Origin of the sequence: Pleurocapsa sp. FMAR1, assembly GCF_963665995.1 — a bacterium.
Classification (GTDB): Bacteria; Cyanobacteriota; Cyanobacteriia; order Cyanobacteriales; family Xenococcaceae; genus Waterburya.
Map to the genome: position 1 here is coordinate 1,879,470 of NZ_OY762512.1, position 19,129 is coordinate 1,898,598.

Genomic DNA, 19,129 nt, shown 5'->3' on the forward strand with positions numbered 1-19,129 from the left:
TTAGACAAACTAAATATATTTTCTAAATTAATTGAAGTGTAGATGAATTCTAAATTCTTAGAAACAAGTAGATCTCTTGGACATGAAAATGACAAGAGTGGAGGAACACAGGTTAGAAACTTAGTTCCAAGACCTTTGAGAACAATATTTAAATCTTTTTCCCCTGCGTGGTTTATCTGTATTCCCCTCGCAGCGATTATTGTTATCGTTTGGAATACAGCAGCAACGGCTCAGGGATTAGAACCCCCTACAGATCTGGCGCAACTAACAATTGTCGTAGACACGGTCTTTCTTCTAGCAAGTTCTATTCTAGTAATCTTTATGAATGCTGGATTTGGGATGCTGGAGGCAGGATTCTGTCGTCAGAAAAATGCGGTCAATATTCTGGCGAAAAACTTAATCGTTTTTGCGATCGCTACTTTAGCATATTGGGCAGTAGGTTATGCTCTTATGTACGGTGAAGGTAATCCTTTTATTGGTTTACAAGGATTTTTCTTTAATGGCGATTCTATTCCTTATGGTAACGAGCCTTATCCCGCAGCGGTTCCCGAAACAGTTTCTTTCTTGTTTCAGGTAGCTTTTGCAGCCACAGCAGCAACCATTGTTTCTGGTGCAGTAGCAGAGAGAATCAAGTTTGGTGCTTTTCTAATCTTTAGTACTCTATTAGTAGCTATTTCTTATGCTGTTACTGGACACTGGGTTTGGGATGGTGGCTGGTTAAATAGTGGCGCAGATGGCGCACTTGCATTTCATGACTTTGCAGGTTCTACTATAGTTCACTCCGTTGGTGGATGGGCAGCTTTAGTCGGTGCAGCAATCTTAGGTCCAAGACTGGGCAAATACCAAAATGGTAGAATAGGCGCGATCCCTGGTCACAACATGGGTTTTGCTACTCTGGGTTGTTTGATCCTCTGGATTGGCTGGTTTGGTTTTAACCCAGGTTCAGAATTGGCAGCAGATGCTAATGTTCCCTATATCGCTGTGACTACTAACCTAGCAGCAGCAGCAGGGGGTACTACCGCAACCTTCACTTCTTGGCTCAAAGACGGTAAACCAGATTTATCGATGATCATCAACGGTATTTTAGCTGGTTTGGTCAGTATTACTGCTGGTTGTGATGATGTCAGCCTTTTATCGGCTGTAATCATTGGTGCGATCGCTGGTATTATCGTCGTTTTCTCTGTTGCTTTTTTTGACAGTATCAAGATTGATGATCCTGTGGGTGCAACTTCTGTTCACCTAGTCTGTGGTATCTGGGGAACTCTAGCAGTAGGTATTTTTGGTACAGCGAACATTATTACGCAAATTATCGGTATTGCATCCATTGGTGCCTTTACTGTAGTCTTTAGTGCCATTGTCTGGACTCTACTCAAGGTAACTATTGGTATTCGAGTCCACGAAGACGAAGAAAGACGTGGTTTAGATATCAGTGAACATGGAATGGAAGCATATAGTGGCTTTGTAAAAGAAGCGGATATTTTATCTGGTGGTGGTTCAGGGATGCCTGTAGATATCAACCCAGCTAAAAGATCAGAATTTTAAGCTTTATTGTTAAAACTTTAAGATAGTTAAAATATACTCTTGCCATTGCGATCGCACTTATTGTGTTGTTTGGCAATGGTATTTTTTTTCTATATATCTCAGTACTTTTTAGTTTATATCAAAGATATCTATAATTTGTTTACCCACCCTACGGGCGATCGTATTATTGGGAATGACCATAAATCTCAAATTAGACTGTCTTTCAATCTTGACAGCGATAAAGCTTATATTTATATTGACCGACCATACCCTTATATTCAGAATCGGCAAAACAATTTTGCGATTCTAGCTCAACATCACCATCAAAGTTTACTAACCACAAATCTAAAGGTCGCTCTATTTGAGACAATTTCTGAGATAAGATTGTGGCAGAATCCTCTGAAGCATTTTCAAGTTCTTCCCTAGCCAAGAAAAATTGCGGAGATTTGATGTTGGACAAATTCTTTAATCCCCATGCAAGTCCAATCATTCTTCCAGTTTGTCCATGATGTCTATAGGTAGTTGCTATAGCTATACGTGCTTTGCTACCTTCAGCAATTTTGGCGATCGCCAAATCGGGGCGATGGTTTTGCAGATAGCCAAGATTTAAGTTGGCAATTACTCCACCTAAAAACCCCACGGTGAGAAAAACAACAACTATTGTTTTGCCGTAATAGTTCTGGGGACTGAACCAGAAATGCTGGGCGGATTGCTTTTTTAAAGCAGTATTTTTAGCATCCCAAATGTGACCTAAACTAGCAGCGATTAAGACAATAACTACAGGAAAATAAACAAATTGAAACCGCCCTGCTAAAGTTAAATCCATCCCCAATATATAGGTAAAAAAGAAAAATAGCGCGATCGCAGCCATAAAATAACCGCTCAAAGCAGCGATCGCCTCTCGGCTTGCAGCATTTTGTCTCTGTAATTTCAGTCCGCGAATTAGCGGTGGTAAATGCCACAGCCAGAAAATTAACGTAATTATTCCAGATATAATAATTACGCTGAGAGGAAAATCATATAGTGATGAAGGCAGCAGGATGACTGTACTCATAAGCCACAAAAGAAACCGTCCGATAGGTTCAAGCCATCTTGAGTCAGCATTACTGTTATAAATCCACTCAGTTGGAGAACTATGGCGAACTGCCATCATGCTGGGTAGCCATACCAAACAGCCAATTAGAGAACCCAAGCCCGCAACATAGATACGCTGCCATGAAGATGTGCCAAGCATGGTCTTGTCTTGGCGAAACTGTTGCCAAATAAGGGGAACAAAGGCGATCGCCATTGATGCCAAAGTTAAAACAAAAAAGTAATGAGTTGCCTCTCCCAGACAGTTAATGACAATCCACGCTAAAACGAGCCAAAGAGGAATAATTACCCCCCGATTTACTGAGCGGAAAGCGCAGATAAAACAGGACAGTGAAGCAATTATTAGCAAAATTATCAGGGTGTAGTGGCGGGCTTGTAAGGCTAAAAAAACTCCGAAGGGAGAAATCGCCATCATCGCTGCTGCAATCTGAGCCACGATTAGGGAATTGAAAGCCAGCTTGGCAAAAAAGAAAATTGCAGGAATAGCCATAACTCCTAATAAAGCAGACAGGGATCTGGCTGCCCAAATTGAAACTAGCCCATCTACGGGCGGAAAAAGCTTCAACCACAGATGGGTTAAGACAAAATATAGGGGCGGGTGAGTGCTTTGGGTAAGCAAAAGATTGGTAACATCCTTAATTCCCGCACTCCCATTGAGTTGAAGAGGTTCAAGCAGAGTTGATAGATCGATAAATTGATTTAAAGGAACATTATAAAAACTATTGCCCAGACTAAATACAAGGGTGGCACTTTCATCCGTCCAAGGAGGCAAGATTCCCAGATTTATAAAACGGAAACCAGCACCAATGACTATCCACAATACAAGTAACCAAAAATGTTGAGCAAGCATTAATTTGTGAATGCAAATACGGTACGTTTAGGTGTTCTTACTTTTCAGACTTGATCATCCTAAACTGGTTATCAGGATTAGTCCGATATATTTGCAACCAAGTTAAATTAGGGTCAATTTGTGTCAAAGCAGAATCAGAAATCTTCACAGACCAAATATCAAAATTATTTTGATACCGATAATTTAACTGCGGATTTGAAAAAGCGATCTATCCGTGGTGGGGCAATTGTTTTTGTTACCCAGTTTAGTAAATTTTGTATTCAGATGGGGTCAACAGTAATTTTAGCGAGGCTACTTACCCCCGATGATTATGGCTTGATTGGCATGGCGACAGTCATAGTTCGCTTTGTGCAGCTATTTAAAGATCTGGGTTTGTCTGATGCTACTATTCAGCAGTCAAAGGTCAATCATCAACAAATTAGTACGCTTTTTTGGATCAACATTGCCTTTAGCTGTTTAATTGCTTTGATCGTAGCTGCGATCGCGCCACTGGTAGCTAATTTTTATCATCAGCCAAAGCTAGAAGGAATTGTTTTAGCATTAGCTAGCATTTTTATTTTTAGTGGTTTGAGTGTTCAGCACCAAGCATTACTTAAGCGTAAAATGCAGTTTGCTATTTTAGCCAAAATCGAAATTATTTCTCTGATTTCAGGGGTGAGTGCTGCTATTGTCTCCGCCGTTATGGGTAGTGGCTACTGGGCATTAGTCATCTTGCAGTTAGTAACGGTTATAGCTAATAGTCTTTGTGCCTGGATTTACTGTCGCTGGCGACCTAGTTTGCCTAGTCCCAAGGCTGATATTGGTTCAATGTTGGCGTTTGGTGGCAATTTATCAGGCTTTAATGCGGTTAATTATTTTGCTCGTAATTTAGATAATATTTTAATTGGTCGAATTTGGGGAGTACAGCCTTTGGGTATCTATGAAAGAGCCTATCAGCTAATTTTGCTGCCAATTCAGCAGATCAATAATCCTATAGGCAATGTCGCAGTTACTACCCTTAGTCGCTTACAAAATCAACCAGATCAATATCGCCGTTATTATTTCAAAGCTATTTTACTTATTACCACCATCGGTATGCCGATGGTGGCTTTTATGTTTGCCTGTACTAAACTATTAATTTTGGCAGTTTTGGGGGAACAATGGCTAGAGGCAGTATTAGTCTTTCGCTGTTTAGCTCCTGCTGCCTTTATTGGTACAATTAACGTAGCCGAAGGCTGGGTCTATCAATCATTGGCGTTTACTGACCGTATGTTTCGTTGGGGAATAGTTTTTGCTATCTGTAACGTACTGGTGTTTGTGTTCAGCGTGCGCGGAGGAATAGTTAGCGTCGCGATCGCCTACAGTATTTTTCTAATTTTGGTCAAAATTCCCTCTATTGTCTATTGCTATCACAAAACGCCTTTAAAGCTTGCTGATTTGGTTCGTACAATCTATCGACCTGCCATAGCGGCGATCGGTGCAGCAGGAATAATTATGCTCCTGGAACATTGGTCGGTGGTTGATATTCAAACTGTAGTTAATTTATTAATTTATGCAGTTCTCTATAGTTTTTGTTATATTGCTTTCTGGCTAATTTTGCCTAATGGTCGCTCTACTTTATTAAACATGATCCATATAGCTAAAAACTTAAAAACAGACAAGCAAACAACCTGAAAAATTATTTGTTTTTTTGTATTATTAACTTTAATCATCAATTTAAATACTTTCAGCTTAACCACAACAAACTGATATGACTAGCTCTACTGAAGTTAAAGAATTTTATGATAATTTTACTAATACCAGAATGCTGCAATACAAGCTGTATGGTAATTTGCGTCTTGAAAAAGCAATTGAGTTAATTACCAATTATTTAACTCCTAATAGTAACGTTCTCGATCTTGGCTGTGGCATTGGTATTGTCCCCGAACAAGTAGCTAGTAAGTTAGATAACGGTAAAGTTTTGGCTTGTGATTTGGGAGAAAATAATATTAAATATGCTCAACAGACTGTTAAGTCAGATAATGTTGAGTTTTTGAACGTTAATATTATTGAAAACTTTACAGAAATTTGTCATAAATTGTCTTTTCCAATCGACCTAGTAACTATGGTCGATGTAATTGAACATTTACCGCCTGAGAGCTATGGTCAACTATTTAGTAATCTAAGTCAAGTAACAAGCGATCGCGCTAAACTAATTTTGACTTATCCCAGTCCTGAATACCAGCTTTATTTACAACAGCACGATCCTCAAGAATTGCAAATTCTTGATGAGGTTATTGAAATTAAAACTTTGATGCAGTTTGCTTTGCAATCTGGATTTAATTTAGAATACTTTTCTTATATTGATGTTTGGAAACAAAATCAATACATTCACTGTGTATTTAGCAAAGAGAGAGCCTGTAAGCCCGTTGCCGAAGCCAGTTTGTTAGGCAAAATTAAAATTAAAATTAGAGCCTATAAATCGAAATTATTGTTACCTTTCTTAAAACTAAAATATATTGCTCGAGCTAATAAATAATTTAATGATTATAGCAACTTTCAAGCTTACAAGGTATATCAATTTTTTCTTTGTTCCTTTTTCTTTACCCAGACAAAACCGAAGTATATCTCACTAACAAGAAAAACCCTTGTTCCTTTAAGTACTTAAAACTATTAATCTTTTGTTTGTAATTTGTAGTATTCAATTTAATTCCCTAAAAATAAAAAATGAGAATTGCGTTTATATTAGATCAATTTCCCAGCTTATCCGAGACTTTTATCTTAGGGCAAATTACGGGTTTAATCGATCGCGGTCATGAAGTAAATATATATTGCGATCGCCCTGGAAATATTAGCCAAATACACGCCGAAATAGAGGAATATAAGCTTTTAGAACGCACTTACCAGACAACTATTCCCATAAACTTATTTGTACGCCTTTTTAAGGCAATTCTCTTATTTTGTTTAAATTTCTTTAAAGCTCCTAGAATTTTGCTGCGAGCGATTAATTTTATTAAATATAATCGTTCTGATTATGGAGATCCAGCAGGTTTTTTAAAGCCTTTTTATCTGGCTCTTCCTTGGCTGAATAAATCACCCTACGATGTTATTCTTTGTCATTATGGACGTAATGGTTTAAAAGCTTGTTTATTTAAGGATTTAGGCATAACTCAGGCAAAAATTGTAGTAGCTTTTCATGGCTTCGACATTTCTTGCTATCTAAATCTACATGGAAAAGATATTTACCAACGTCTTTTTGAACAGGTAGATTTACTTCAGCCAATTAGTCAACACTGGCAAAAAAAGCTAATCGATCTTGGATGTAATCCAGCAAAAGTAAAGATACATCATATGGGAGTTGACTGTCATAAATTTCAGTATATTGAAAATCAAAATGATTCTGCGATTTGTTTAGTTAGTATTGCTCGCCTAGTAGAAAAAAAAGGTTTGCAATACAGTATTCAAGCAGTGGCTCAATTAATTCCTCGCTATCCTAATTTGCAATATAAAATTGTAGGTGATGGAGTTTTAAAAGCAGAATTACAGCATTTAATTGAGAGTTTGCAGGTTGCTGACAACATCAAACTACTTGGCTGGAAAAAACAACAGGAGGTTGCAGCTATTATTAATCATGCTAATTTAGTTTTAGCTCCAAGTGTTACTAGCCGTGATGGTGATTGCGAAGGTATTCCTGTATCTTTGATGGAATCTATGGCAAAGGGTCTACCCGCAATTAGCACCTATCATAGCGGCATTCCTGAATTGGTTGAAGACAGTGTGTCAGGATATTTGCTACCAGAACGAGATATTAACCTATTAGCTAGTAAGATAGAGCATCTAATTACTAATCCTACCCTCAGAGTTAATATGGGTCAAAAAGGTCGTCAAAAAGTTCTCCAGGACTACAATATTGACTTACTTAACGATCGCCTGATAGAAATTTTACAGCAGCTTATTTCAGCAAAGACTGAATTATGGTTGGGGCTATCGTCTGCGTAGCGAAAATAATTACAACAATTAACTGACTTAGTTATCCAATTTTAAATTGGGGACGCGACCAAACTCTTTCACATCATTAGTAACTAATGATGCGCACTCTTGAGCAAACTAAGTTCACGCATAGCCTGTTCTAAAGCTTTAACTCTTACTTTAGCTTTTTGCAACACTACCTTTAAAAGTGGGAAGTAATAATAAACGCCTAAGTAAGCGGGTCAACACGATCGTAAAGGCAAGGAAGGGATTAGCCGCAGCCAGATCTCTAACTGAGAGCGTTTCCGCTCGTCAAATTAATTAGAAGTTAGTTTGGTAGTGAATTGAAGAGATGATTCAAGTTCAATCAACAATATTTGTTATTCTTGATACTTTCTGCCTTTTTCTACTTAAATCAGCAACAGCAAAAAAATAATTTTATAACTTGTGATAGAGTTTTGCCAAAAATCAGTTTGTTAAGTTTTGTATAGGTACTTGAAACAGAATTCAAACAGGACAACAAAATATGCAAACTCAAACACCAGAACCAAAATTAGGATTTACCAGATTTGCCGAACTGTGGAATGGTCGCTTGGCGATGATTGGTTTCTTGTCTGCTGTGGTCGCTGAAATTATTACAGGTCAAGGCATTCTAGGACAGCTTGGTATTATGTAATTCGTTACTAATTTGGGATTATTATTTCCTTGCTTTGCTAGAGCCAAAAAATCATTAGAGAAAGTATTTTTTTTAGTTGTTAATTAAATTGAGATCTCTTTTTTGATTCATTGCTCGGCTTTTAAAGTAGCAAAAATTAAATTTACAGTAATTTTTAGCTCTATAAAACACATAAGCACAATTGAGCTAAAATCACTCTCTTACTCTTCATCTACGAACTTAAATCATGAATTTTTCTAGACGCAATTTTGCGCTGCGACGAACAGCAACAATTTTATCAATTGCAATTTTAATCTTGGCTATTATTGCAGCCTTATCAGGTATTTTAATTAGTTTTTACTACGAGCCTGCTGCGGGAGATGCTTATCAATCTCTTGCCAAGATTAGTGAAACTATTCCTTATGGTTGGGCAATCTATAGTCTACACAACTTGGCTGGTAACGGAATTATAGCAGCAGCACTAATTCAAATTATTGTTATGTTTTTTGGCAGACAATATCAACGTAGCTGGTTTACAGCTTGGATTAGCGGTATTCTGCTGACCTTATCAGCTATCGGACTAGGTTGGACAGCGATGATTCTCGGCTGGAATCAACTAGGCTATTGGCGTTTAAAAGTAGAGCTAGGAACTATTGCAGCCATTCCTTTATTTGGAGAAACTATCAAGAATATCCTAACAGGAACAGGGGGCATTAACACTACAGCAATTGTTCATTTTTACACCATCCATAGTTATGTTTTATCGGTAACAGCGATCGCTTTATCGGTAATACATTTAATAGCTTTAGTTATTCAAGAACAGGAGCAAAAAGCTCTATTACTACAACAATTGGAAAAGTTAGCAGCATCTCCAGAACAACAAGAAGCTAACTCAAAAAATATTAACACACAAATATAAATGTAATTAAAATACTAAATTTTAAAGTAGTTCATGCACAATTTTTTAGGATCAAAAACAACTTATCTTGAGTCTAATTCTCAAACAGGTATTATTGTTGGGCTTATTATAATATTTCTTTGGTTTGTTAGTTTAATTGAATTTTTAAGAATAGATACCACTACAATTTTTCCACTATGGATTATTGTTGGCGTTCTTTTAAGATCTTTTTTACATACTGGATTATTTATTACTATCCACGAAGCAATACACGGAATTGTTTCTCAAAATCGCAAGGTCAATAATGGGATTGGCTACATAACTTCTTTTTTGTACGCATTATTACCATATAAGCTTCTTGCTAAAAATCATCAACTACATCATCTCTACCCCGCTACAGAAAAAGACCCAGATTTTCATTTTGCAGATTCTAACAACTTTTTGTTTTGGTATTTCAGCTTTATGAAAGAATATCAAAAAGGAAAACAAGCCTGGGTATTACTAATTGGAATGACAGTTGTTTATTGGACTTTTGTCGGTTTGCATATTTCTCCAAGCAATATTTTTTTATTCTGGGTAATTCCTATTTTGATTAGCTCTTTGCAACTTTTTACCTTTGGAATATTTTTACCCCATCGACAACAAGATCAAGGCAATCTTCACCGAGCAAGAAGCAATAATTACTCAGCATTTTGGTCTTTTATTGCTTGTTATCATTTTGGATATCATTGGGAGCATCATCAGTATCCTAATTTACCTTGGTACAAACTACCAATGGCTCGTCAGGAAAGTATTAATTTTAGACAGGAGCAAGATGTAGTAGCTTCGATAAAAAAATAGGTTAGCTATGACAACTCAAGGTAAATTATCACGCTTAGTTCTAACAGCTACAGGTGCGATCCTAATCTCCTGAACTAATTCGTTAGCTTCGAGTGATGCGATCGCTCTAACTAGTCTAATTCCTGCACTCAGTTTCTAGGAAGAATCTGGAGAATTACTGACCATAGAAACTAAAACAATATGTCATCTCAATCACAAAAAACAGCTTTAGTCAGTGGTAATAAAGGCATTGGTTTTGCTATCTGCCAAGGATTACTAGATGCGGGATTTGATATTTTTCTCGCAGCCAGAGATCCAGATAAAGGTAAAGCTGCCATTGAAAAACTATCTACAGATAATAACTCGGTACAGCTTGTAGAACTTGACGTTGCTAATGACGAAAGTATTAAAAATGCTGTAACCAGCGTTAGCAATAGAACAAACTCTTTAGATATCTTGGTTAATAATGCGGGTATTTATCCTGACTTAAGAGGATCGTAACAAGGAGTAAATATTCTTACCGTTTCGCGAGATTTACTTACCAAAGCAATGAACACTAATGCTTTTAGTCCAATTGTTGTTACTCAAGCCTTTCTTCCTTTATTAGAAAAATCAGCTAATTCTAAAGTAATCAATGTATCTAGCGGTAATGGACAGCTTGACGGTATCTCAGCCAATGTACCCAGTTATTCTTTATCAAAACTCGCTCTTAATGGTGCAACTATTTTACTGGCTAATGCCTTGAAGTCGAAAGGCATAGCCGTTTATGCCATGTGTCCAGGTTGGGTAAAAACTGATATGGGTGGCGATTCCGCGCCTCGTACTCCCGAACAGGGTGCGGATACTGCCATTTGGTTAGCAACAGAAACATCAATCGAAGAGAGTGGAAAATTTTTTAGAAATCGTTCAGAACAAGCTTATTAAAAATAGCCTTCAGGTTCGGATAAACAACTAGTGAATAACAACAGCGATACAAAAGACAAATTCTTTCGCCAGTGGTCAGAAATTCAGCCTAATATTCAAAATATTGAAAGACTGAAATAAATAACTTTTAGATAAATTTTTATTTCTAAAATTGAGTGGTAGTTGCTGACCATCAAGGCTAAAATTGTGCAGCATAAATATTCAGGAAAATATTAGTGAGTGGCTTTAATGAAAGTTTAGTCAGGGAAACTGCTGAAGAGTTGGTTATTAGTGATGACGAAAAATCTCTAATTGAGTCATTTGTTATAATTTGTCAGTTTTTAGCAGAACATCCATCTGCAATTTCCTGGAGAACAAGCAAAGCAAATCCTCACAAACCTACAGTTGTTAATCAAAATGACTTATTTCAATTAGCAAAAAAATACTTTGAAGGCTATAGAAGAAGTGACTTTCCCGTAGAACCTTCAACGATTCCAGATCCAATGGTTTCTATAATCATGAGAGAAGCTTATGGATATTCAAATCAAGAGTGTCAGCGCATCAAAATTGAACATCAATACGCAATGTGTGCTGAAAATTGTGTTGGTAATTTATTGGAAAGATATATTGATTCAGTTTTAAGGGGGAATGGTTGGAATTGGTGTTGTGGTGAATTTATAAAGGCTATAGATTTTCTGGGTAAGAATAACGATGGAGAATGGATTGCCCTACAAATTAAAAACAGAGACAATTCTGAAAACTCGTCGAGTAGTGCTATCAGAGACGGTACGAAAATTCAAAAGTGGTTTCGTTCTTTTTCTAAAGATACAAAAAAAGGAAGAAGTTCTTTTACAAACTGGAAAAATTTACCACCACTTATGCAAGGTTACAATCTAAATGAAGAGGGTTTTAAAGAATTTGTGATCCAATATATTAATATTCATAAACCTAAAAATAGTTAAATTAATATCCGCTAAACAAATAATTTAATTTGTCTGTGATTCAATGATTGCAAATCTCTGCGGGACTTAAATTCTCTTTCCCAATCAGTATGACTAGTATTTTTATATCTTGAGTATTTGAAGTTTGGATAATTTTCGATTTCTAATCCTTGCAACATAGAGTTAATTAGTTTGCCAACTGCATAACCCAAACTAATAGGTACTGCATTACCGATTTGTTTATACTGTTGAATCAAGGAACCTGCGAGTATCCAATCATCAGGAAATTCTTGGATTCTTTTATATTCTTGAATAGATAACGGTCGATCTTCTTCTGGATGGGCGAGATCTGTAGCTGGCATTGCAGGATGAGTTACAAGGGTTGGAGAAGGTTTATCCCAAGCTAAACGTCTAAAGAAACCAGTTTTTCCTCCGCCAGAATAATAAGATTTTCCCATAGCTTCTTTTTGCAAATTTGCAGGCAAATCACGCCAATTTTGACCAGGTTTTAGCAAGCGATAGTATTTGAGACGCTTTTCAGGAAAGTTTAGATAAGTATGTTTTTTGATATTTTCTAATGCAAAATTTACTGTCTTCCATTCTGGTAGATTGAATTCACCATTTTCAGAATGTGTAGGTTGTAAAAATGGTATTTTATAATTATTTTTTGAACATATAACGATTACTCTTTCTCTAATTTGTGGAGTACCAAAATTTGCAGAGTTATAAAGATTAAATGAGTATGAATAGCCAGACAAATTAAGCTTACTCAAGACAAAATTTAATGCACCTCCTTTTAATTCATCTTCTGATAAATCAGCAAAATCTGAAGTCGAGGGGTGCTTCCGTTTAGGAAGCATACCCAATCGACTTGTTGAACCTCTTTGGTCATGTGGTTGGTGATTTATTGGACAAGATAGCAAACCACGTACATTTTCAATAACTATAAACTTCGGTTGTAATTCTAAAGCCAAATCAATATATTTTAAAAAAGTGTTTCCTCTTTCGTCGTTAAAACCTTTGCGTCTTCCTGCTGTACTAAATGCTTGACAAGGAGGACCACCCATAATTAAATCAATAGAATCATCTTTTTTTAGTTTTGCAGCAGCTAATATATCAGCGGTAGAGTAATTGTTTATATCATTCAATAACGCTGTACTGGGTCTGTTTGCTGCTATTGTTTGCTTACAATGTTGATCTATTTCACAAGTTAAACGAATATCAAAGCCTGATTTTTCTATACCTAAATCTAATCCCATTGCACCTGAGAAAAAACTTAATGCAATCGGTTTTTTATTATTGTTGATCAAATAAGAATTATCCTCAATCTAATTTACTTAATTATATATTTTTCCAATTTTATTACCTATTTAGTTACCTACTACCTACTGCCTAACCCAAAAGTTAAGTAACCTACTTGAATAGGATTTAGTATAACTCGTAGTCATAAAGATTTATCTTCCCAGTTTGGGTCAGGCTGTGAAATTCTTAAGCTGTCAGCGATTCTTTTAATTGCCCCTGCTAAAGGTACGGCTAAAATCAGACCCAAAACTCCACCTAGTTTAGCCCCCAACAGCAAAGAAATGATAATCCAAACAGGGTTGAGTCCAACCAAACCACCAAAAATACGGGGTGCAAGAACATTGTCGATCGCCTGGTCGATTGTAGTTGCCACTATTAAGACTTCTACTCCCAAACCAACACTTTTAAGACCTGTTAGTAAACTAACGCTGACGATACCCAAAATATCGCCTAGGGGAATTAAGACTAAAACTCCAATTGCCAGACCGAATAATAAGCCAAAAGGTACTTTCAGCAATAAGAATGCTGTAGTGATAGCTAGGCTCATTAATAAGGCGATCGCAGCTTGACCGATAAAGTAACTTTGAAAACTCTGTTTGAGAGAAAACTGAATACGATCTCCCCAATTGTCGGGCAACCACTGCCAAATTCCCGACCAAAAATTCTCACCATGAAGCAGCAGATAGAAAGTTAAGACTACTGTGACTAATAATTCTAAACTGCTATCAAATGCTCCAATTAAAAAATTAATCACCTGAGTGGGTAAAGATTCTACTTCTCTAGCAAAACGCTCTTCTAATTGAGCTATTAAAGCACTAACATCAAAGGAAAGATTTTTGTCCATCGCCCAGGTTTCAAAATTTTGCAACTGCACTGACCCAGAATCGATCCAGCTTGGTAGCCGACTGGTAAATTCATTTAGCTGTTGAAGTAGAAGAGGCAGTAATGTAAGAGTGATTGCACTCAAAATAACCAATGTCAACAAAAACACGACGGCAACAGCATAACCGCGTTTAAATTTCCACGATATGAGCAGCTTCACCGGATAATTTAAGAGAAAAGCAAACAGGGCTGCTGTCACTATTAAAATTAGGGTGGGTCGTAAATATTGGAAGACAGGAAATAAAAAATAACCATTGAAGACAACAAAAGAGATTGTCAAGCCCCAAAATAACCACCGTGGAAATTTATTCTCGAACATAATTTCGCTTTGATAAGGTAAAACCATTTATACTATCAAAGCTCATGTTTAGAGCGAACTGCATCTCTAGAGTGTTCTAGGGAAAAGTTACCTGATTATTTTTCGATACGCTCTAATTATAAGAAGAAGAACTAGGCAAGATTTTAGGGTAGGGTCGCCATGCCGTTAGACCAACGGTCACAGATTACTCCGCCCGTTTAGGGCGGAGTAATCTGTGACTGATGGCGATTAATTTTTATTCTGATAACCACTTGCGTTACATTTGCTTCACTACCTTAAGAGAGCTATAAATAGTAACCTAAATAGTACTGAATTAAATAAATATTAATGCTCAGGCAAAGAACAAAAATTGGACTATGGGTAGCTGCCTTGTTGACAGGTGCAGTGGGAATAGTAAACTTGCTCTCGGCAGTAACTCCAAGCTTGCCTGAACGAGTAGACTGGTTAAAACAAATCTTTCCTTTTGAAGTTAGGGCAGGAGCGCATCTATTCGCAGTTATTAGCGGTTTTTTTCTCTTGATCCTGGCAGCTAATTTGTTACGCCGTAAACGTCTGGCTTGGCTGCTGACAATTGGTTTACTGGTCGTCTCGATTCTCAGTAACTTAATCAAAGGTTGGGATTATGAAGAAAGCTTGCTCTCAGCTTTATTATTAGGGCAGCTTTTATGGATGAGACAAGTTTTTACTGCCCGTTCGGATCGTCCTTCAGTTATTCAAGGAATTCGCGTACTAGTCTTTGCCCTATTATTTACCACAGTTTACGGTACTTTGGGCTTCTTCTGGTTAGCTCGTCATTACGCGACTACTTTTCGCTTAGGAGGCGCTGTAAGGCAAACTCTAGCAATATTTTTTACCAATGATAACTTAGGTCTGCAAGCCACTTCACGCTTTGGACGTTTTTTTGTTAATTCAATTTACATTATCGGTGCAGTAACGGTGCTTTATGCCCTTTGGATGCTGCTGCGTCCAGTACTACTCCATAACGAAGCAACATTACAGGAAAAACAAGAAGCTCAAAAAATTGTCGCCAGATATGGTTGTTCATCTCTGGCGCGATTTACTCTACTGAATGATAAATCTTATTACTTTAGTCCTTCAGGTCAAAGCGTTGTGGCATATGTGCCAAAAGGCAGAGGCGCGATCGCTTTAGGAGATCCTATCGGTGCAATAGAAGACCGCAGTGAGGCGATCGCCAGTTTTAAGCAATTCTGCGATCGCAATGACTGGCAACCCGCTTTCTATCAGACTTTACCCGACGATCTGGAACTGTATCAGTCTCTGGGGTTTAAAACTCTCAAAATTGGGGAAGAGGCGATAGTAGATCTTCAGACTTTTACTCTCCAAGGAAAGGCAGGAAAAAGCTTACGTCCAGCAATTAACAAGTTTAAGAAGCTCGGTTATTCAATTCAATTTTATGCTCCACCAATTGCTGATGATTTGTTACAAGAGTTAAGAGTCATTAGTAATGAGTGGCTGGCACACATGGCGGGTTCAGAGAAAAAGTTCTCTGTTGGCTGGTTTGACGATAATTATCTCCAGGACTGCGAAATTGCTGTAGTTAATAATTCCCAGGGAAATGCGATCGCCTTCGTTAATATCGTCCCTGAGTATCAGCGTAACGAAATTACCATTGACCTAATGCGCCACTTGCCAGAGATAGAAAACGGAACGATGGATTTTTTGTTTATTTCGCTGTTTGAACACTTCAAGCAACAAGGTTACGACAGCTTTAATTTAGGTTTAGCTGCTCTTTCGGGAGTAGGAGAAACAGCCCAGTCTTCTCGTATGGAAAGGGGAATGCGCTATCTTTATGAACATCTAAATCAATTTTATAATTTTCAGGGATTAAGGGCATACAAAGATAAATTTCATCCTCAGTGGAAATCGCGCTATTTAGTTTATCCTCAGTTTGCCGCCCTGCCAGAAATAGTAGTGGCATTGGTCAGAGTGGATTCAGGCGATCGCCTACAGGACTATTTAGGAACGCAGTTTTTAAGTCCCTCTGTTACTAGTGTTTCTAAAAGATTAAGTCGCATTGCACCTATATTTTTTAGCGTTTTGCTTTTTGGTCTTTCTCTTTGGGCGATCGCAACCGAGTTACGCAAGTATAGTTTAAAAGATGTATTTAATAGTCTCAATGCTATTCCCAATCAGTATCTGCTGCTGGCGATCGCTTTAACCACGATTAATTACCTCTTGCTGACGGGATACGATACCCTGGCAGTAAAATATATAAATCAATCTCTGGCATATAAACGAACTGCTTTGGTGGCAGTTATTAGCTATGGAATTAGCAATAGCGTTGGTTTTGCCCTTCTCAGCGGTAGTGCTATCCGCTATAAATTTTACTCTGCGTGGGGATATTCTGCTATTAAGATTGCTCAGATAATTACCTTTTGTAACCTCAGTTTTTGGCTGGGGTTATTTGCTGTCGGCGGTGCTGTGTTTGCTCTTACGCCTTTAGAAATACCTAAACAGCTTAATCTACCGTTTCTGTCGGTGCGTCCTCTTGGGTTTGTTTTCCTGGCAATTATTATTGCCTACTTACTTTGGAGTGGATTGAGCAAAAAGCCTTTGAAAATTAAAAATTGGACATTGCCTCATCTTCCCTTTAAGCTTTCTTTAGCACAGATAGCTTTAACTTCGCTAGATTGGATGTTTGCTGCTGCGGTGCTTTATGTTTTACTGCCAGTACCTAAACATTTTTCGTTCTTGGGGTTTTTTGGCATTTATCTTTTGGGTCAAATTGCAGGAATTATTAGTAATGTTCCTGGAGGACTGGGGGTATTTGAAACTATTCTGATTTTGTTACTCTCTCCGCCAATTCCTTCTAGTCAATTGTTAGGCTCTCTGCTGGCATATCGAGGTATTTACTATTTTCTGCCTTTGGGTGCTTCGATTTTACTGTTGGGATGGTATGAATTGAAGCAGCGATGGAATCGTCAAACGACTAAAATCTAGAAATTGTCATAAGTGCGTCACGATAACGACACAGCAAATCACTAACCTAAAGATATTAAAGCTTTTATTTGGACTTAGATAGATAAGATCATGAAAACCCTAATACATCCAAAAGCATTATTCTCCAACATCGTTAAAGCAGAAGTTCACAGTAGTGATGATTTCTCTTTTACTAATAATCATTCTGGCATAGCTCATGAGGTAGGAGTGTTCGCCCATCATCGAGATGCCAAAGTAGCAATTGAAGAACTACAAGAAGCAGGATTTTCTCTGGATGAAATTACTTTAGTTGCTCGTAATGCTTGGCATCATCATTGGCTGGGAGATTTAACTATTTATAGCTATTTTAATGAAAAGTTGTTTGACTCAAATCAAATTGCTCGACGTTTTTGCCAGAAGTTGTTTCAACGAGGTAAATATCTCTTGTTGGTTACAGAGAAGAAAAATGATCTCAATGCTGGCACAATTATGGGTCGTCGTCGGGGTCATTCAGAAGTTTGGTATTTTTAACATCAGCACACTCACCAAATTAGCGTAGCTTGTTGAACCGCTAACGAATTTTGAATTCTAAAAAATGTTTAAAACAGAGTGTCTGGAGATAGCTTTTTCTCTGGCGCGTAGTGTTTGGTGGCGAAAAGTTGTGCAACCATCTCTGCACGAGAAGAAACTTTAAGTTTACGGAACATTCGCTTTAAAGCCTGCTTGACAGAATTCTTCGTAATCCAAAGTTCATGACCAATTTCTGCATTTGTTTTCCCCAATGCAACCAATTCGGCAATTTCTAATTCACGAGACGTTAAAAGATCGGTTTTATCAGGTTGATGCTGGGATTTTACTGTTGCAGCCCAAACAGACAAATGCAAGCAGACGGCACTCAAATCGGCTAAATTTTGTGTATTAAAGGCAGGCATCGACTTTTCACGGGTACAGCCCACTACACCCACTAGTTCACCTCGATTGACAATTGGTCCTGCCATCACGTGCCAATGGTCAGGACGGGGACAAATTGTTGCCCAAGCCTTTGGTGATGTCACCAGTCCTTCATGGACAGGCGTGTGGCGTTCGGCTATATAACGCGCCACAGGATTATGTTTAGTGGATAGAGCAACGTTTAGAACTTTTTGAAGATTAGGATTAGTTATAAGTCGATCAAAGAAAAAGAACCCCGATCGCTTGGCTGCAAAATACTCACCAATTTTTGGTGCCAAATGCGATCGCAAGTCCTTTTCATTCTTTGCCTGATAAATTTCTGCAAATAAAAGCTGCAAGTCAGTCATCGTTTTGTTTTAAAAAGTACCCGCTCGGGGACTGGGCGGGGTGGGTTGTTCCCCCTAGTATAAAGGATAGGTTTTATCCCCAGCACATTAGGAGAATTGATTCATGACTGACTCACAAAAGCATATCATTGGCTTAGTAATATATCCTGGCATGACGGCACTTGATATTGTCGGTCCGCAGCAAGTTTTTAGCGCACTTCCCAATGTCGAGATTCATCGAATCTGGAAAACCCTAGATGCAGTCAAAACCGATGACGGAATGATGATTTTACCCGATACAACTTTTGCCAATTGCCCGCCTTTGGACGTGATTTGTGTCGGCGGTGGCTTAGGGCAGATGGCAGTCGTAGACGATTTAGAAGTGCTTGAATTTTTTCGTCGGCAGAGTCAAGTAAAATTTATTACATCTGTGTGTGGCGGATCGGTGTTTTTAGCTAAGGCAGGACTGCTTCAAGGATATCGGGCTGCGACTCACTGGATGATGCGAGAACAGCTAGCAGAGTTGGGAGTTGAAGTTGGAACGGAGCGAGTCGTTATTGACCGAAATCGCTACACTGGTGGTGGAGTAACCGCAGGAATTGATTTTGCTTTAACGGTTGCTGCTGCCCTTTGTGGCGAGGAAATTGCCAAAATTACTCAACTTATAATAGAATACGACCCAGCCCCACCATTCGATGTGGGTTCACCAGAAAAAGCGGGACCAGATTTAACGAATAAAGTAATAACACTATTCAAAAGTAAAGAAGGCAGTTTAACATGACTATAAATTTAGAAGGCGATCG

The 19,129-nt window shown here is 37.9% G+C and carries 15 protein-coding genes and 2 pseudogenes; 13 read left to right on the forward strand and 4 right to left on the reverse strand.

Annotated elements, in window-relative coordinates; translation table 11 throughout:
• Positions 1–42: 42 nt before the first annotated feature.
• Positions 43–1,542: an ammonium transporter gene (locus SLP02_RS09175; RefSeq protein ID WP_319420354.1), complete on the forward strand. Its 1,500-nt coding sequence runs from the start codon at positions 43–45 to the stop codon at positions 1,540–1,542.
• A gap of 202 nt (positions 1,543–1,744) precedes the next feature.
• Here the strand turns inward: SLP02_RS09175 and SLP02_RS09180 are convergent, their stop codons facing one another.
• The gene (locus tag SLP02_RS09180) at positions 1,745–3,463 is read right to left on the reverse strand and encodes a glycosyltransferase family 39 protein (protein ID WP_319420355.1); all 1,719 of its coding nucleotides are present in this window, start codon (positions 3,461–3,463) and stop codon (positions 1,745–1,747) included.
• Between the two features lie 120 nt (positions 3,464–3,583).
• Between SLP02_RS09180 and SLP02_RS09185 the strand changes: the two genes are divergently transcribed.
• From SLP02_RS09185 to SLP02_RS09220, 8 genes and pseudogenes are all read left to right on the forward strand, one after another.
• Entirely contained in the window at positions 3,584–5,116 is a 1,533-nt protein-coding gene (locus SLP02_RS09185; protein ID WP_319420356.1) for a lipopolysaccharide biosynthesis protein, read from the forward strand.
• Positions 5,117–5,192: 76 nt separating this feature from the next.
• Positions 5,193–5,960 carry a class I SAM-dependent methyltransferase gene (locus tag SLP02_RS09190; protein ID WP_319420357.1) on the forward strand — a complete coding sequence of 256 codons (768 nt, stop codon included), beginning with the start codon at positions 5,193–5,195 and terminating at the stop codon, positions 5,958–5,960.
• Positions 5,961–6,148: 188 nt separating this feature from the next.
• Positions 6,149–7,420: a glycosyltransferase gene (locus tag SLP02_RS09195; protein WP_319420358.1), complete on the forward strand. Its 1,272-nt coding sequence runs from the start codon at positions 6,149–6,151 to the stop codon at positions 7,418–7,420.
• Between the two features lie 496 nt (positions 7,421–7,916).
• Positions 7,917–8,066, forward strand: a complete 150-nt coding sequence (locus tag SLP02_RS09200; RefSeq protein ID WP_319420359.1) for a chlorophyll a/b-binding protein — start codon at positions 7,917–7,919, stop codon at positions 8,064–8,066.
• Positions 8,067–8,292: 226 nt separating this feature from the next.
• A complete protein-coding gene (locus tag SLP02_RS09205; RefSeq protein WP_319420360.1) occupies positions 8,293–8,964 on the forward strand; it encodes a cytochrome b N-terminal domain-containing protein in 672 nt (223 codons plus the stop codon).
• Positions 8,965–8,997: 33 nt separating this feature from the next.
• A complete protein-coding gene (locus tag SLP02_RS09210) occupies positions 8,998–9,783 on the forward strand; it encodes a fatty acid desaturase (RefSeq protein WP_319420361.1) in 786 nt (261 codons plus the stop codon).
• Between the two features lie 180 nt (positions 9,784–9,963).
• Positions 9,964–10,686 (forward strand): annotated as a pseudogene (locus SLP02_RS09215) (SDR family NAD(P)-dependent oxidoreductase).
• 215 nt (positions 10,687–10,901) lie between these two features.
• Positions 10,902–11,627: a SinI family restriction endonuclease gene (locus tag SLP02_RS09220; protein ID WP_319420362.1), complete on the forward strand. Its 726-nt coding sequence runs from the start codon at positions 10,902–10,904 to the stop codon at positions 11,625–11,627.
• A gap of 11 nt (positions 11,628–11,638) precedes the next feature.
• Here SLP02_RS09220 and SLP02_RS09225 read toward each other — a convergent pair whose 3' ends face one another.
• Together SLP02_RS09225 and SLP02_RS09230 are read right to left on the reverse strand one after the other, a co-directional pair.
• A complete protein-coding gene (locus SLP02_RS09225; protein ID WP_413467350.1) occupies positions 11,639–12,934 on the reverse strand; it encodes a DNA cytosine methyltransferase in 1,296 nt (431 codons plus the stop codon).
• A gap of 116 nt (positions 12,935–13,050) precedes the next feature.
• Positions 13,051–14,109, reverse strand: a complete 1,059-nt coding sequence (locus tag SLP02_RS09230) for an AI-2E family transporter (protein ID WP_319420364.1) — start codon at positions 14,107–14,109, stop codon at positions 13,051–13,053.
• Between the two features lie 327 nt (positions 14,110–14,436).
• On the opposite strand from SLP02_RS09230, the pseudogene SLP02_RS26580 reads away from it, so the two are divergent.
• The 3 genes and pseudogenes from SLP02_RS26580 to SLP02_RS09240 form a co-directional block, all read left to right on the forward strand.
• Positions 14,437–15,999: pseudogene (locus SLP02_RS26580) on the forward strand (phosphatidylglycerol lysyltransferase domain-containing protein); the annotation flags it as partial.
• Positions 16,000–16,143: 144 nt separating this feature from the next.
• On the forward strand, positions 16,144–17,070 hold the full coding sequence (locus tag SLP02_RS26585) for a lysylphosphatidylglycerol synthase domain-containing protein (RefSeq protein ID WP_413467351.1): 927 nt from the start codon (positions 16,144–16,146) through the stop codon (positions 17,068–17,070).
• Between the two features lie 90 nt (positions 17,071–17,160).
• Positions 17,161–17,580, forward strand: coding sequence for a hypothetical protein (locus tag SLP02_RS09240; RefSeq protein WP_319420366.1), 420 nt, complete (start codon positions 17,161–17,163; stop codon positions 17,578–17,580).
• A gap of 68 nt (positions 17,581–17,648) precedes the next feature.
• On the opposite strand, the gene SLP02_RS09245 is transcribed toward SLP02_RS09240, so the two are convergent.
• Positions 17,649–18,347 carry a LuxR C-terminal-related transcriptional regulator gene (locus tag SLP02_RS09245; RefSeq protein WP_319420367.1) on the reverse strand — a complete coding sequence of 233 codons (699 nt, stop codon included), beginning with the start codon at positions 18,345–18,347 and terminating at the stop codon, positions 17,649–17,651.
• 103 nt (positions 18,348–18,450) lie between these two features.
• Between SLP02_RS09245 and SLP02_RS09250 the strand changes: the two genes are divergently transcribed.
• On the forward strand, positions 18,451–19,107 hold the full coding sequence (locus tag SLP02_RS09250; protein ID WP_319420368.1) for a DJ-1/PfpI family protein: 657 nt from the start codon (positions 18,451–18,453) through the stop codon (positions 19,105–19,107).
• The last annotated feature ends 22 nt before the right edge of the window (positions 19,108–19,129 follow it).

Bases quoted from the DNA above. Each gene is read 5' to 3' on its own strand.
- SLP02_RS09175 (WP_319420354.1), top strand. From the start codon at position 43: ATGAATTCTAAATTCTTAGAAACAAGTAGATCTCTTGGACATGAAAAT.
- SLP02_RS09180 (WP_319420355.1), bottom strand. From the start codon at position 3,463: ATGCTTGCTCAACATTTTTGGTTACTTGTATTGTGGATAGTCATTGGT.
- SLP02_RS09190 (WP_319420357.1), top strand. From the start codon at position 5,193: ATGACTAGCTCTACTGAAGTTAAAGAATTTTATGATAATTTTACTAAT.
- SLP02_RS09195 (WP_319420358.1), top strand. From the start codon at position 6,149: ATGAGAATTGCGTTTATATTAGATCAATTTCCCAGCTTATCCGAGACT.
- SLP02_RS09200 (WP_319420359.1), top strand. From the start codon at position 7,917: ATGCAAACTCAAACACCAGAACCAAAATTAGGATTTACCAGATTTGCC.
- SLP02_RS09205 (WP_319420360.1), top strand. From the start codon at position 8,293: ATGAATTTTTCTAGACGCAATTTTGCGCTGCGACGAACAGCAACAATT.
- SLP02_RS09210 (WP_319420361.1), top strand. From the start codon at position 8,998: ATGCACAATTTTTTAGGATCAAAAACAACTTATCTTGAGTCTAATTCT.
- SLP02_RS09230 (WP_319420364.1), bottom strand. From the start codon at position 14,109: ATGTTCGAGAATAAATTTCCACGGTGGTTATTTTGGGGCTTGACAATC.
- SLP02_RS09240 (WP_319420366.1), top strand. From the start codon at position 17,161: ATGAAAACCCTAATACATCCAAAAGCATTATTCTCCAACATCGTTAAA.
- SLP02_RS09245 (WP_319420367.1), bottom strand. From the start codon at position 18,347: ATGACTGACTTGCAGCTTTTATTTGCAGAAATTTATCAGGCAAAGAAT.
- SLP02_RS09250 (WP_319420368.1), top strand. From the start codon at position 18,451: ATGACTGACTCACAAAAGCATATCATTGGCTTAGTAATATATCCTGGC.